Genomic DNA, 13,785 nt, shown 5'->3' with positions numbered 1-13,785 from the left:
CATCTAGTACACTGTGGCGGAAGTTTGCCTACCTTCAACAAGGGGATTTTGCCCCAAGTCTTGTTAATTGAAATGGCAGCTGGATTTACGCGCCTGCTCTACTATCGTCCCATTAACGGGGGAACTCCCGCACGGGGTGGCTCAAAAACGCACTAGCTCACTTCGTCTTTTGAAATTTGAACTGGCTAAGAAACCTAGCTCTTCTATCGGCCATTTCTGGTCTGGTCAAAAGTCCTTGGGTAGGGCTAAAAAATAATGCTAATAAAAATAGGACGGAAACAACTAAAACGATCGCAGCACCAGATGGGACATTTAAATAATAACTAATATACATCCCAGTTACGCTGCTAATTACACCAATAACCGCGCCTAACTGCATCATTTGATGTAACTCTTTCACTAATAAATAAGCTGTAATTCCTGGCCCAATCAGCAGGGAAACAACTAAAACTACACCCACGGTTTGCATACTGGCAACAATTGTCAAAGTAATAGCACCATTTAAAGCAAAATGAATTAAATTAATCGGTAAACCACTCGCTTGAGCGCCAAGTGGGTCAAAGGTGTAAAATAACAATTCTTTGTAAAATAGTTTAATTAAAACCAAGACAAAAACTGTGATAATTACAGTCCGCTTCACATCATCTGTGGTTACGCTCAAAATATCGCCAAATAAAAATTCATGAAGGTCTAATTTGCTTTTCAATAGGGTAATCAACATGATACCAAAAGCTAAAAAACCAGAAAAAACTAACGCCATTGCTACATCAACTTTAATGCGGGATTGAGATTGAATCCAAGCAATTACAAAGGTGCTGAAAGTTCCGCAGATAAAAGCACCTAAGAAAATATCAATCCCTAAGAAAAAAGCTATAGCCAGTCCTGGTAAAACTGCATGAGCAATTACATCTCCCAGTATTCCCATGCGTTGAACAATGAGATAATTACCGACAACAGCGCAAAGAATTCCTAGTAGAATTGCCGTAGTGAGCGCTCCGCGCATGAACTCAAAGCTTAAGGGTTCAATTAGCCAATTTAACATTAAACTACTTCCCTGTTAAATATAAATAGACTATCTCCATAAGCGCGTTTAATATTCTCTGCTGTCATTACTTCTTTCATAGAACCGTTAGCAATTATTTGTTTATTTAATAACAGTAATTGGTCACATTTTGTCAAAGCTGTTCCCAAATCATGAGTAATTATCAGTAAAATCTTGCCTTGAGATTTTAGTTCTTCAAACACATCAAACATGATGGCTTCAGTCTTTTTATCAACTCCGACAAATGGCTCATCGAAAAATAATAATTCGGCTTGTTGTGCTAAAGCTCTTGCTAAAAATACTCGCTGCTGCTGTCCGCCTGATAATTCTCCAATTTGACGCGATCGCAACTCTAACATCCCCACCCTTGCCAAAGCATCTTTAACTATTTCTTGAGATGATCGTGAAGGTGTGCGAAACCAGCCAGTATGCACAGTCCGCGCCATCAGCACCACATTCCAAACTGTGATCGGGTAATCCCAGTCTATTTGCGATCGCTGCGGTACATACGCAACAGAACTTAATTGTTGTTTTAAAGCGCGAGATCCAAACTTGACAACTCCACTCGCCGTTGGTACTAAGCCCAAAATTGCCTTCACCATTGTGCTTTTACCAGCACCATTTGGGCCAATTACACCCACAATTTGTCCTGGTAAGGAGCGGAAACTGACATCCTCAACCGCCGTCACTCCTCGGTAATTTACAGCTAAATGTTTAACTTCTAACATAAATCTACCATTTGTATGATAATGATAATCAATATAACTAAAGCAATCAGATTTATGATATCTTACAAACTACGATTGAAATCCTTAGCAGCTGTTGCCCTAACATGCGGAGTATTCGGATGTAGTCCGACATCAGAAACCAGCCAATCGACTCTCGCACCTGCTAATAATGTGGCGGCTCCCCAAACAGGTAGTTCACCTGTTGCAGAAGTTAGTGCTAAAAGCCCGTTAGTAGTCGCTACCAACACTGTTGCTTGTGGCTTAACTAAAGAAATCGCAGGCGATACAATTGACCTTAAATGCTTAATCGATCCCGGTTCAGATCCGCACGTATACCAACCAAAGCCGGAGGATAGCAAAGCAATTGAGCAGGCTAAGTTAATTCTCTATGGTGGCTACAATTTTGAACCTGGTTTAATCAAATTAATTAAAGCTACTTCAAATTCTGCTCCCAAGGTAGCTGTAGATGAAGTTGCAGTCCCCAAACCCCAGCAATTTGAAGAGGATGGTAAAACTGTTACCGACCCCCATGTATGGCACAATGCTCAGAATGGGATAGCGATCGCACAGGTGATTTCTCAACAGTTAGCAAAAACAGCCCCCAATAATGCTGCAACTTATACCAGCAACACGCAAAAACTCACAAATGAAATCAGTCAGATAGACACCTGGATTAAATCAGAAATAGCCACAATTCCACCCAAGCAACGTAAATTAGTCACCACCCATGATGCTTTTGGTTACTATTCTAAAGCCTATGGAATTCCCATTGAAGGGGCACTAGGGGGCATTAGTACAGAAGAAGCGCCCACAGCTGCGCGGGTAGGTGCATTATCAAAAGATATAAAAAAAGAGGGTGTACCGACGATTTTTGCAGAGACGACGATTAACCCTAAACTAATTCAGGCGGTAGCAAAAGAGGCAAAAGTTAAGGTTTCAGACCGAGAATTGTTTGCTGATGGCTTGGGAGAAAAGGGGACAGAGGGCGAAACTTACCAAGGAATGCTGATTGCCAATACACGCACGATTGTGGAAGGTTTAGGAGGCAAGTATACGGAGTTTAAGCCTAAATAATAATAGTTAGCGTAGGCAATGACTAGGTTGGGCATCGCTGTCTTGGTCGATACAAGAGCCTAAATGATCAATGATTTTCTGCTCAACAATCATTGACGAAGACCAAAATACTAGCTTAAGGGAGATCCAAGAAATAAAATGCCCCGCCCTCCAGGTGACGCTACGCACAGTCGCTAAGGTAAGTTTTGAGAGCGCGGGAAACGCGCCTCCCCTACTCTTCTCCTGACGGACACGCTACGCTACCGCTTGCTTTTAGCAAGTGACGGCAAACGGATTTTGCGATCGCGGAACGTCCTGTAGAAAAGCAGTACTTTCAGAGGACTCACCGGATTAAGGATATTTTGGCTACACGACTATATCTTTGGCGATGAAAGCCGTGGCGGGTGTGCCGAGATAGCGAGGCATTTTATTACTGGTAAGTGCCTAAGAATTTGGTTATCTTTTGGGCAATTCAAAATCCCACAGGGCTAGTCGGGGCAGAGCCGCCTTGCTGGAGCATTTGACGTGCCAAGTTCATACAACTGGCACAGGTGCAGCCAAACTTTGTCTGAGCATACTGTTTAACCATGCTCTCTGACATTCCTGATTCTTGTGAAAAATCTGACTGTGAGGAAGTACGAGTGACATTCACACTTGGAACAGATACATTTGCTCCTGGTATATTATTTGGCATCAGAGCCTGGACAGAGTGAGGAGCTAGGATTGTTGTAGCTAGAGAGCTAGAGCAGCCAAGCAGCATTAAAATTTTTGAATTCATCGTGTGTATTTATTCCTTAGTTGTCGCTATTTTAACTAAACACTTGACATTTAGTCATAGCAGATGCGTATAGTAATGCTAAACTCTATCTTGAGCAATTACAACATGAGATTTTTGCCATGAATCAAACAATATTCACACTGCTTAGTAGCTCTTGTGTTTTGTACTTGTTTGTCTTGATGAGCCATGCCGCTGTTGCAGAAGGTAAACCTTCGGTAGCGACAATTACCAGCGCCCCAGCGCATCAAGTTGCTGGTACTGTTGCTTCCCCAACAAAGAGTTCTGCTACACAAACCACTGAAACTTTGGTTATAAACCGCGTCTATCTTGAAACCTGTAGTTCTTCGATGATGAAAAGAATTTGCCCTCATTCCCCAACCCCGAATCCCAGAGAGAGGGATTCGGGGAGCCAGAATTTCAAAGTCCCTCTCCCATATCTGGGAGAGGGATTTAGGGTGAGGGCAAAAACTACGGTTCTCAACTTAGATGAGGTTTACAAGTGAATCCACGAGTTTTTTCCCTAGATGCAAATGGTGATACAGTTGGGGATGTAGCGATCGCCAAGTTTGGCTGTGACTGCTCTAGTTGTCGTGCTTTAGCACTTCAAATGTTGCAAACTGGTAAGTTGACTCTTTAATCTAACTTTCGGCATCATTAACTACATCTGAAATCAGTATCGATGTGGGGTTGGAGTATTTCTATTCAGATAATACTGCCTCTATGCCTACAAAAAACTTTATGGATATCTTATTTTCTAACTGGCAACACACACTCCAAGGCTTTGGTGTTGACCAAATAGCGGCTGAGAAAGCTTTTAATGATTTGGTTGCAGCTTACTCTACCCCTGGTCGCTACTACCATACACTCAAACACATCGATCGCGTCTTCAGCACAATTGGGATTTTGCAAGGCTACACCAACAATCTAGCTGCTGTTCGACTAGCTGCTTGGTTTCACGATGTAGTATATGACACTCAAGCTCAAGATAATGAACAACGAAGTGCAGACTATGCTTTTGAATTCCTGAGTAATTTGGGTATTCCAGAAAGTACTATAGCTACTGTTACCCGTATCATTATGAACACTAAAGACCACCAAGCTGCGGTGGATGACTATGATAGCCAAGTTCTACTTGATGCCGATTTAGCGATTTTGGCTACTAACCAAGTGGAGTATAGAGAATATGCCTATGCCATTCGCCAGGAATATGGCTGGATGGCAGAGGCGGATTATATCACAGGTCGTCAGCAGGTTTTAGAACAATTTTTAGAGCGATCGCATATCTACTTTACGCCTTTAATGTCAGAGTTCGCCGAACCATCTGCCCGTGGGAATATCCAAGGAGAAATTCAGTCTTTATTGTCTGGTTAGTTTTATTGCCCTTGGTTATGATGTAGCAGTTGCGACTACCCAAAAATGTTTGACATGAAGGAATTTGGTAATTAACTGTTTGGCTTGGGGGTATTGATAGCCATTGGAGAGAGTGATTGCCCTCCAATTATGGGAACCCTAAAAATGGCGGTTACTGATAAATATTACCAAAACTTTGATGAGAACTCTTCAACAATCACCCTCACTTAGGGCAGTATTCAAAGAAAAAATCGACACCAAAAAATCTACAAAACACCAAGAAATTCATGAAACATTAGGTGATGGCTTTTTAGGTGGATTGGGTTCATTCATGTTTGAAGTTAACCAAGCAACAAATAAATTAAAAGGCAATATGGGGGAATGGGGAGTATCACGACTTTTGCAATCTTTCCCCGATACATGGGTGATATTTAATAATGCTTTAATCCTCACTAACTCAGGCTCTCTAACGGAAATAGACCATCTAATTATCGGTGAAGGTGGTGTTTTTTTAGTAGAGGTCAAAACCTGGAAAGGGTCATTTAGCGCTTACAAAGATAAATGGAAACGACGCGAAGGAAACAACTGGGTAGCAGTTGACAATAGTCCGACTTCTCAAAGTATTTACCATCAAAAAATGTTTAGTCAGTGGATTACTTCATTAATGCCTAACCTTCCTAATGGATTTGTTGCGGCTCCAGTAGTCTTCCCCATTGCTAAATGGATAGGAGCAAATGATTGCTCAGTTCCAGTTTTACAAGGTATCCCTGCACTGCTACAGATGATAAATACTTCTCCTGATTGTTTAACACCAATGCAAGTACAGGCAATTGCCCAAGCCGTTGAAAACTTGATACTTCCTACAAACACTAAACCGATTCCTAAGCCCAAACCTGTTAAGCACCAGAATCCTATAAGTTGAGTTGCGCGAGGGTTAGGACACAGAGCAAAGGCAATACGGTTCGGTTAAGGAACTTCCAAAGAAAAAAATACCCAAAAAACTTTCTCCTCCTTATTCCTCTGTGTTCTCTGTGTCTCTGTGGTTCGTTTATTTCAGTAATTTATTTCTTAGAAGTCCCTAACGTATTTATTCATCGAAGATCCCCCCAACCCCCAATTTATCGGAGGTCGCCACAGGCGGGGGGATCTTATCCGACCCGTATTGAGAGTAGAGGGGCTTTTACCCACAAGGGGCAAGGTTTGTAGCTTTTCCCCTGCCCCCTGCCTCCAAAACGATGGGATATTTTTTTATTTGGAAGTTCCTTACTTAACGTCTGCCACCACCACGATGAGGCACTTCAGATACATCAGCGTCTTGTAGCTTTCTTTTTGGTGCAAAGACTTCTTGATGTTGTTGCGGCTGTTGCGGCTGAATTTTTTCCTGTGCAAACTTGACACGGGTGCGAACTCCGAGATCAACATCTGTATCGAGCATTTGCTGAAGTTGATTTGTAATCCGTGACGCTTGATCGGGTAAAGTGACTGCTATGGCGATCGCTAGTGTTTCTAAACTCGTCACTGCTGCATATCGCACTACCCATTCTGGATCTTGAGAAATTAGTAATAGCGCCTCTAATACCTGAGTTTGAATAGATTCTAGTTTCTCAGTCGGTACTTGCTGCCAACGCAAAGTCCCTAATCCCCTGGCAGCTGCCCGCCGCACACTCAGAGAAAAATCGGTCTTTGCTGCCTCTAACAAGGTATCCAGGACCCGGACATCGCCAATTCCCGCTAAGGCACGAATAGCCCAGGCTCTAGCACCATAGTTGTAGTCATCAAGTAGTTGTAATAGTGGCTGCACTGCGGCTTCCCCGATGGCAATCAGCCCATCCACCGCCGCCACCGCCGCCCCTGGATTGTTGTAGCCCAAAGCTGCAATTAGTGTAGGAACAGCTTCTTCTATACTGGCTGCTGCTAACTCCTGAACTGCGTCTAATAAGCGATCCGAGGAATCTGCTTCTTCTACAGCACGGATCAATATTTGGGCTAAATCGCTGTTATTCATAATCATTTTTCATGAGTAATTTGTCGTCAGCCAATTGTAGCTTAAGCTATCCGTAGTTGACATCATACATAAACCCCCTAGCGGTTATTTTACAGTTAGCTAGGGGGTTTATGTGTGGTAAAAATTTGATTGTAACGTATTAATAAGAACTGATTATCTAGAATTTATGACTACAACAGCGAGTCCATCAAATTCATCACTTTAATCGCACCTTCTGAGAAAGTGCTTGGTGTTATGTGATTGACTTGATGTTCTAGTAATCCTTTAAGAGAAATTAGCTTCAGGCTATTTTCAGCAAGAGTCTGTGCGATCGCATCTGCTGCGGGTAGATATCCAATCGCTCCCAAATCTGCCAACACTGCTCGACGCAATTGCAATTTCTCTCCCGCCAGAGCTTGTACCAACCTTTCTCCATAAACTGGTTCTTGGGTTAATTGATACATGGCTCGGGCGGCAGAATATTGCACCAATTCGATTGGATGCTCTAAGAATGCCTTTATCAAAGGGGCAAACTCATTCGCCCTCAAAGTTCCCAAGGCTTCTAAAAGAGCGTCGTAGGGTTGAGATAAATCAGGCTGTGATATCAGCTGTCCCTGCAAACCTACTGCTAATAGCTTGATTAGCGCCGGAATACAAACCGGATCGCCTAGCATCTCTAAGGATTGTGCCGCCGCTTCCCGTACATAAAAATCTGAGCAGTCTAAACACCCAATTAAAGGTGATACTGCCTGGCGATCGCCAAGTTTCCCTAAAGCCCTAGCTGCGTTCCGTCGTAGAGGATATCCGCCTTCTGGTGTCCTGTCGGCTTCATCCTCTAAGGCTTTGATCAGTGCTGTAACCGCAGCTGGTTCATTTATGCGAAACCTACCCAACCACCAGGCAGCATAAAATCGCAGACCTAAATCTGCACTTTCCAGATTAGCTAGAGCCTGCTCTACAGATAAAGATCCACCGTCGGCATTGTCAACTGTCAGTGATAAATCTTTAATGTTCTCCAGACTGGGATTCATGGTTGTGTTCGCTATGTGTTGTCTCAGCGTTCAATGGCTGAATGCTGACTATTTTGCCACCCAAGCGAGTAATGCGCTGCATTTCCTGATTCATCCGGTTCTCAGGCACCGTGATAAATACACTGGCACTAGAACGAATCGGATAGTTTACTTTTTCTGTTTCTTCGCTTTGGCGCAGACCGACTACTTCATAGCGGAAGGAGCGGTTACTATTTGTACCATTAATTAATCCGAGCATAAATCAATTCCAAATTTATAAATTGAAGTTGTCATTAGTCGTTGGTCTGAAATTAATGACTAATGACTAATGACCAATAACACTAAAGTGGCTTCACACTGGCGATTTTACCACCTTGTTTTACCACTCTCTGGAAGTAAGCAGATAGTCCTTCATAGGGTATAATAACAGCTTGATTGACTCGGCGTGTGCTAGGATAACCAGCTCCAAAAACGCCTGCCACTTCAATGCGGTACAGTCTGCCTTCTTGACCAAAAGTTCCTGCGCCACCGAAAGTACTGTTGGGGGTAACGCCTTTTTCAGGAGCAACGTAAGAAAAGCCGGAAGGGCCACCAGATGGAGGAACAACAACAGATGCACTGTTGCGACCTAGTTCAACGGCAAGGCGAGAGGAATTACCTTTAAGTTGGGAGGTATCGCTACTGGCATAGCCGCGATAAAGTTGGAATATCCGGCTAAATCCGACAGTTTTCTGACCTGTTTGGGTTTCAAAGCCGCGATAGAAAGGCACAATATTTTCACCAAAGCTACTTTGATACTCTGCCGAATCAATATAAGAATCAATATCGGCTTCATATCCCTTGGTTTGATATAAGTCTAAGTGATAAATCACCTCAGACTCATCATAGGGAGCGCGACCCAACAAATGTTTATAGTTTAGTTCAATGACACGAGTTTGAAAACTGTTGTAGAAAAATTTGGATTTGTATAGCTCTGATTTAGCTACTTGACGCACAAACTCTTGTACTGTAGTTTTCCCATCGCGCAGAATAGATTCAGCACTTGTGAGACGCTCAGATTTCATTAAGTAATCGTTGCCCAACAACTGACGATAGACGGCAGTAATTACCTGCTGTATGTCTTCTTTAGTTGCATTTGGGCGCAATTCTACAGGAGCATTATCAGTAAAAGCTTCTGTTCCCAAACGGGATGCTGCTGTTGTAATAGCCATTGGTAATTTTCCTTTTGTAATTGGTAGGGAAAAGTGAGGAGTTAGTAGTTAAGAGTTAAAAGTACGGGTATTAGGAATTCCTAACTCCTCACTCCTAACTCCTAACTCTTAACTTCTCACTTAATTCCCGATTCCCTAATTTATACAGGTGTGATGCTAATCACCTTGCTGCCCTTACGATTAAGCTGCTGCAATTTGCTAGAAAGTTGTTCGTAGGGTACGACCGATTCTGCAGTACTTCGTCGCACTACAGATGAGTTTGGAGAAGCTGCTTGTAGTACCCTAATTCGGTATGTTTCTCCTCTGCCACCTGATGAGAGGCCCGTTAAGGCTCCTGTAGAGACTGGGTAGATGGGTGAAGCCAGATTCTTAGCTATTTCCCAAGTTAGGCGTCCTTGTTTTTGCCCTTGAGCGCGATCGCTATTGGCATAACCCCGATACAGTTGGAAAAGTCGGCTATAGCCAACGTTTTTCTGCCCTACTGGGCTATTAAAGCCACGATAGTATGGTACTATGTTTTCGCCAAAGCTTTCTTGATATTCTAATGAGTCAATGTATGAGTTAATCTCAGCTTCATAACCTTGTGAGTTGTAAAGCTCAACATGGTACGAAATCTCTGACTCATCTTCTGGGGCGCGACCCAATAAATGCTTATAATTCAACTCGATAAACCGAATTTGCGAGTTGGAATGGAAAAACTTTTCCCGATAGAGTTCCGACTGAGCAATGGCTAGCACAAAACCCCTAACTGAAATCGCACCTTGGTGTAACAGTGATTCAGCACTGACAAGACGCTCTGATTCCATTAGGTATTCATTACCCAAAACCTGACGGTAAGCTGCCCGGATAATCACTTCTACATCCGGTTCTGTTCTATCAAGACGTAGTTCTGCCAGTCCTGAGTTTTCAAAGGCTCCAATTCCTAGCCTTGCGGCTTGTCCCAATGCCATCTTTAAACCTCCTCAGTTTTAACTGGAAAACTGAAAACTTTTTAGAAAATTTTTTTCTAGTCTTTTAACAAGAAAGAATACATGCATCAGTTGCCAGAATTCAGATTTTAATTCTATGGTGCTGATGAGCCACTGCGCCCTTGCAGTTAAGAGACTTGTTTGCTATTAGGGTTCCGGCAGGGGCAGGGGTAGCAACTGCCGTTAGCGTAGCGTCACCCGAAGGGTAGATAACGCAGTGCAAATGAGTTCAAAAACGTCTGAATCAACCGTGAAACACCACACTAAATATGCATTAGTGGACAAGTTTAGTAGTGGCGGGTCTGCATCCCACACTCAAAGTCTGAATTCTGCGTTTTTAATTCTGCATTCTTCTGTTAACAGTCTTTTGAAAATAAAACTGCCCAGAAAGGTAAACCAACTCCTAGCAATTTGCTAACAGAGCTTGTTTTCCTTTCCGGGCTAAATACACTCTTTAGCTTAGAGCGTTAATTGCATAGTCGATGTAGGAATTAGCTTCTACAGCAGGGTCGCCACTTAGACCGTGGTTAGCCTTGATGTACTTGAGAGCTTCAACGTACCAGCTGGGAGATAGATCAAAGGTGCGGTTGATTTCAGCTAAACCAGAAATCAAGAAGTCATCCAAGGGGCCTGTACCACCCACAACTAAGGAATAGGTAACAATCCGCAGGTAGTAGCCGATGTCACGCGCACACTTTTCTTTACCAGTGTTGGTAGAAGCGAAGTTAGGGCCTTGTTGTTGAGTGGTGTAGGGGAACTTGTTGTACACCGCTTGAGCTGCGCCTTCTGTCAAACGTTGGGCATTGCCGCTCAAAGCTTTTGCTGCTTCTAAGCTAGCTGGAGCTTGGCGGAAACGACCAAAAGCGGTTTGAATTTCTGTGCTGGAAAGAAAGCGACCTTGAGAATCTGCTGCTGCAACTGCTTCGGTAAGAGGTGTCTTCATCGGTTTGGTATCTCCCTATTTACAATCTTGTTGAAATTTCTTTTGTCTAACTGACAGTTGTCAGTGAATAGTCTTAAAGCGGTTTTAGCCTACTGCTGCGGCTGCACGATCAAAGTAGCTAGCAACTTCAGATAATATTGCGCTGCAATCGCCTCTGGTGATACCGTTGGTGTCGCCAGCAAGAGCAAGAGCTGCATCCTTCATTTTTTGCACGCCAACTGCTACTGAAGCACCAGGAGTTCCTAGAGCCAAGTAGGTTTCGCGTAGACCGTTTAGACAACGGTCATCTAACACACTTGCATCACCTGCAAAGATTGCATAGGTGACATAGCGGAGGATGATTTCCATGTCGCGCAAGCAAGCAGCATTTCGGCGGCTTGTGTAAGCATTACCACCAGGAGCAATCAACTGAGGTTGTTCTGCGAACAAAGCGCGAGCTGCATTGGCAACAATTGCTGAGGAGTTGCTGGTAATCCGGTTTACGGTATCTGCACGTTTGTTGCCATCTTTCACGAGGGCGCTTAGGGCGTCTAACTGAGCAGCGCTGAGATACTCACCGCGTGCATCAGCTTGGGTGATTACTTTTGCAAATGCATCTAAAACCATTGCTTTTGTCTCCTAGTTTGCTTGGTTAAGGATAATTGAACTCAAAACTGAATGGTTCAGTTTATTTTTGATGTCAGCACTGCCTGACGAGTTACGAAAGGTTTAAAACAGACATCTACGGAATAAGTTTACAATCTCTAGGCTTTCAGATTAAAACTTTTGTTAAAAAACTTCAAACTTCTGTGAACGACTGAAAAACCTGATTAAGATGTTGTTTTTTCCTTCTAAGTTATCTTTATACAATGCTGTCGCGTCATTATTTATTACAAATTATTGTTATGTTTGTTAATTTCATTTACATAACTTTACATTCTCTAAGCTAAAAGATGGGATAATTCATCTCTGGGAAATCCGTTTAATAGTGCTTCAGCGTAGCCCGCCGGAGGCATCGCACTGTTATTTTGTGTAGTAGTATTTATTACTTAGGGACTGACAAGAAATAAATTATTCCAATAAACGAACCACTTCAGACAAGGCAGCGCGGTCTTGGGGGTTTCCCCCATGAGCGACTGCCGCACAGAGAACGCAGAGAGAAGAAATAGAGAGAGTTTTTGCGTCAGTTTTGGAACATTTTTTTATTTGTCAGTCCATTATTAGTACGGTGTCAAGCTAACAATGCTTGGATTAAATAACGAACCACAGAGAACATAGAGAGAAAGATTCTAAAATTTGGAATACTCTAAGCATTGTTGACTTGACAGAGTACTATTAGTCCACCAGAGCAACTTTTATGGATGAATAAGTTCGTAGTGAGTTAGTTGCTCATGGGGAAAACCCCTCTGAGCGACTAACGAACCCGTTGGGTAAGGACTTTAGTCGTTGATTTGAGCGCTTTAGCGCTCACTACGAACGAAGCATTAAGTTGCCAGACTACTAGTAGTACTCCATCAACCCAACAATGCTTGGTAAATGAACTTTTTATTTTTCTCTTTTCCTTCTTCCTTTGTGACGGACACTTTCCTTAAGTCGGGAAACCCGCCCACGCTTTGCGGTTCGTTCCTTTAGCCTTCCAACGTCGCTTTACACAGTACTAGCCCCTGCCAAACAGACTCCCAATGGCACGCGCCATATTTTGTGGCTGCATTGCATCCATTGCGGCGGTAGGTTCGTAGCCGCAGTGAACCATACAATCGGCACATTTGGGATTACCACTCTTCTGGCCGTATTGGCTCCAGTCAGTTTGTGCTAGTAATTCCTTGAAGGTAGAGTAATAACCTTCGTTGAGCAGATAGCAAGGTTTTTGCCAGCCGAGAACGCTATAACTAGGGCTACCCCAAGGCGTACATTCGTAGTCCTTTTCACCAGTGAGAAAATCTAAGAACAGTGGATTGTGATTGAAGTTCCAATTTTTTTCACCAGCTTTGTATGGAGCGAGAATTTGCCGAAAGAGGGTGCGTGTTTGTTCTCTGTGGAGAAAATGATCTTGATCTGGTGCCCACTCGTAACTGTAGCCGGGAGAAATCATCATCCCGTCTGTATTAAGTGTGTCCAAAAAGTCGAAGAACTCTTGCATATCTTTAGGTTGAGTACCTTCAAAGATAGTAGTGTTAGTGGTAACACGGAAGCCTTTAGCTTTAGCGGCGCGAATCGCTTTGACAGCAATATCAAAAACACCTTTGCGATCGACACATTGATCGTGCAACTCCCGCATCCCATCTAAATGCACACTAAAAGTTAGGTAAGGAGAAGGTTGAAACTTATCTAGGCTCTTTTCTAACAACAAGCCATTGGTACACAAGTAAATATATTTCTTGCGCTCAATTAATCCCTGAACAATCTCATCAATTTGGGGATGTAGAAGCGGTTCTCCCCCAGGAATTGAGACAACCGGTGCCCCACACTCTTCTACTGCGGCAAAGCACTGTTGTGGGGTGAGATTTTGCTTTAAAATTTCCTTTGGATGTTGTATCTTACCACAACCAGTACAGGCTAAATTACACCGAAAAAGAGGTTCCAACATCAATACTAAGGGGAAGCGTTTACGTCCTTTCAAACGCTGGGTAACAAGATACTTCCCAATATCCATAGCTTGTTCTAGATTAACTGCCATTGTTGCGATCGCTCCTCTTTTAGATATAAATACACCACTGGAAAAGCCCACCTCCGTGGGCT

Annotated in this window: 15 protein-coding genes and 1 pseudogene; 5 read left to right on the top strand and 11 right to left on the bottom strand. The window is 43.1% G+C overall.

The genetic code is table 11. The features are described from left to right. Nucleotides 1–157: 157 nt before the first annotated feature. Together V7K32_RS01485 and V7K32_RS01480 are read right to left on the bottom strand one after the other, a co-directional pair. Entirely contained in the window at nucleotides 158–1,042 is an 885-nt protein-coding gene (locus V7K32_RS01485) for a metal ABC transporter permease (protein ID WP_334989674.1), read from the bottom strand. Continuing rightward, complete coding sequence (locus V7K32_RS01480; protein ID WP_334989672.1) at nucleotides 1,042–1,770, bottom strand: metal ABC transporter ATP-binding protein; 729 nt, start codon at nucleotides 1,768–1,770, stop codon at nucleotides 1,042–1,044. The genes V7K32_RS01485 and V7K32_RS01480 overlap by 1 nt, the downstream gene beginning before the upstream one ends. Nucleotides 1,771–1,824: 54 nt before the next feature. Between V7K32_RS01480 and V7K32_RS01475 the strand changes: the two genes are divergently transcribed. Then, the gene (locus tag V7K32_RS01475) at nucleotides 1,825–2,844 is read left to right on the top strand and encodes a metal ABC transporter solute-binding protein, Zn/Mn family (protein WP_334989670.1); all 1,020 of its coding nucleotides are present in this window, start codon (nucleotides 1,825–1,827) and stop codon (nucleotides 2,842–2,844) included. A gap of 451 nt (nucleotides 2,845–3,295) precedes the next feature. Here the strand turns inward: V7K32_RS01475 and V7K32_RS01470 are convergent, their stop codons facing one another. Continuing rightward, nucleotides 3,296–3,601 (bottom strand): hypothetical protein, encoded by a 306-nt coding sequence (locus tag V7K32_RS01470; protein ID WP_334989668.1) that lies wholly within the window; start codon nucleotides 3,599–3,601, stop codon nucleotides 3,296–3,298. Nucleotides 3,602–3,720: 119 nt separating this feature from the next. Here V7K32_RS01470 and V7K32_RS01465 point away from each other — a divergent pair, with 119 nt between their 5' ends. The 4 genes from V7K32_RS01465 to V7K32_RS01450 all read left to right on the top strand — a co-directional run bounded on the left by V7K32_RS01465 (nucleotide 3,721) and on the right by V7K32_RS01450 (nucleotide 5,873). Beyond that, on the top strand, nucleotides 3,721–4,104 hold the full coding sequence (locus tag V7K32_RS01465) for a hypothetical protein (RefSeq protein ID WP_334989666.1): 384 nt from the start codon (nucleotides 3,721–3,723) through the stop codon (nucleotides 4,102–4,104). Further along, a complete protein-coding gene (locus V7K32_RS01460) occupies nucleotides 4,101–4,238 on the top strand; it encodes a hypothetical protein (protein ID WP_334989663.1) in 138 nt (45 codons plus the stop codon). Before V7K32_RS01465 ends, V7K32_RS01460 begins: the two co-directional genes overlap by 4 nt. 83 nt (nucleotides 4,239–4,321) lie before the next feature. After that, on the top strand, nucleotides 4,322–4,972 hold the full coding sequence (locus V7K32_RS01455; protein WP_334989661.1) for an HD domain-containing protein: 651 nt from the start codon (nucleotides 4,322–4,324) through the stop codon (nucleotides 4,970–4,972). Between the two features lie 178 nt (nucleotides 4,973–5,150). After that, nucleotides 5,151–5,873 (top strand): nuclease-related domain-containing protein, encoded by a 723-nt coding sequence (locus V7K32_RS01450; protein ID WP_334989659.1) that lies wholly within the window; start codon nucleotides 5,151–5,153, stop codon nucleotides 5,871–5,873. Between the two features lie 345 nt (nucleotides 5,874–6,218). Here the strand turns inward: V7K32_RS01450 and V7K32_RS01445 are convergent, their stop codons facing one another. The 8 genes and pseudogenes from V7K32_RS01445 to hpnH form a co-directional block, all read right to left on the bottom strand. Beyond that, nucleotides 6,219–6,956: a HEAT repeat domain-containing protein gene (locus V7K32_RS01445; protein WP_334989657.1), complete on the bottom strand. Its 738-nt coding sequence runs from the start codon at nucleotides 6,954–6,956 to the stop codon at nucleotides 6,219–6,221. Nucleotides 6,957–7,126: 170 nt separating this feature from the next. Further along, nucleotides 7,127–7,966 carry a HEAT repeat domain-containing protein gene (locus V7K32_RS01440; RefSeq protein WP_334989655.1) on the bottom strand — a complete coding sequence of 280 codons (840 nt, stop codon included), beginning with the start codon at nucleotides 7,964–7,966 and terminating at the stop codon, nucleotides 7,127–7,129. A 25-nt stretch (nucleotides 7,967–7,991) separates the two neighbouring features. Beyond that, a pseudogene (locus V7K32_RS01435) lies at nucleotides 7,992–8,204 on the bottom strand (phycobilisome linker polypeptide); the annotation flags it as partial. An 82-nt stretch (nucleotides 8,205–8,286) separates the two neighbouring features. Further along, nucleotides 8,287–9,156 (bottom strand): phycobilisome linker polypeptide, encoded by an 870-nt coding sequence (locus V7K32_RS01430; protein WP_334989653.1) that lies wholly within the window; start codon nucleotides 9,154–9,156, stop codon nucleotides 8,287–8,289. Nucleotides 9,157–9,296: 140 nt separating this feature from the next. After that, nucleotides 9,297–10,106 (bottom strand): phycobilisome linker polypeptide, encoded by an 810-nt coding sequence (locus tag V7K32_RS01425; protein ID WP_334989651.1) that lies wholly within the window; start codon nucleotides 10,104–10,106, stop codon nucleotides 9,297–9,299. A 472-nt stretch (nucleotides 10,107–10,578) separates the two neighbouring features. Then, nucleotides 10,579–11,067, bottom strand: a complete 489-nt coding sequence (cpcA, locus tag V7K32_RS01420) for a phycocyanin subunit alpha (RefSeq protein ID WP_334879411.1) — start codon at nucleotides 11,065–11,067, stop codon at nucleotides 10,579–10,581. 84 nt (nucleotides 11,068–11,151) lie between these two features. After that, the gene (locus V7K32_RS01415; RefSeq protein WP_334879409.1) at nucleotides 11,152–11,673 is read right to left on the bottom strand and encodes a phycocyanin subunit beta; all 522 of its coding nucleotides are present in this window, start codon (nucleotides 11,671–11,673) and stop codon (nucleotides 11,152–11,154) included. 1,030 nt (nucleotides 11,674–12,703) lie between these two features. Then, complete coding sequence (gene hpnH / locus V7K32_RS01410) at nucleotides 12,704–13,723, bottom strand: adenosyl-hopene transferase HpnH (protein WP_334989882.1); 1,020 nt, start codon at nucleotides 13,721–13,723, stop codon at nucleotides 12,704–12,706. Between the last annotated feature and the right edge of the window lie 62 nt (nucleotides 13,724–13,785).

The sequence above is a fragment of the Nostoc sp. genome (assembly GCF_036917635.1).
Lineage (GTDB): Bacteria > Cyanobacteriota > Cyanobacteriia > Cyanobacteriales > Nostocaceae > Nostoc.
Note: the sequence above shows the minus strand (reverse complement) of the source record. Positions and strands in the feature narration are given on the sequence as shown.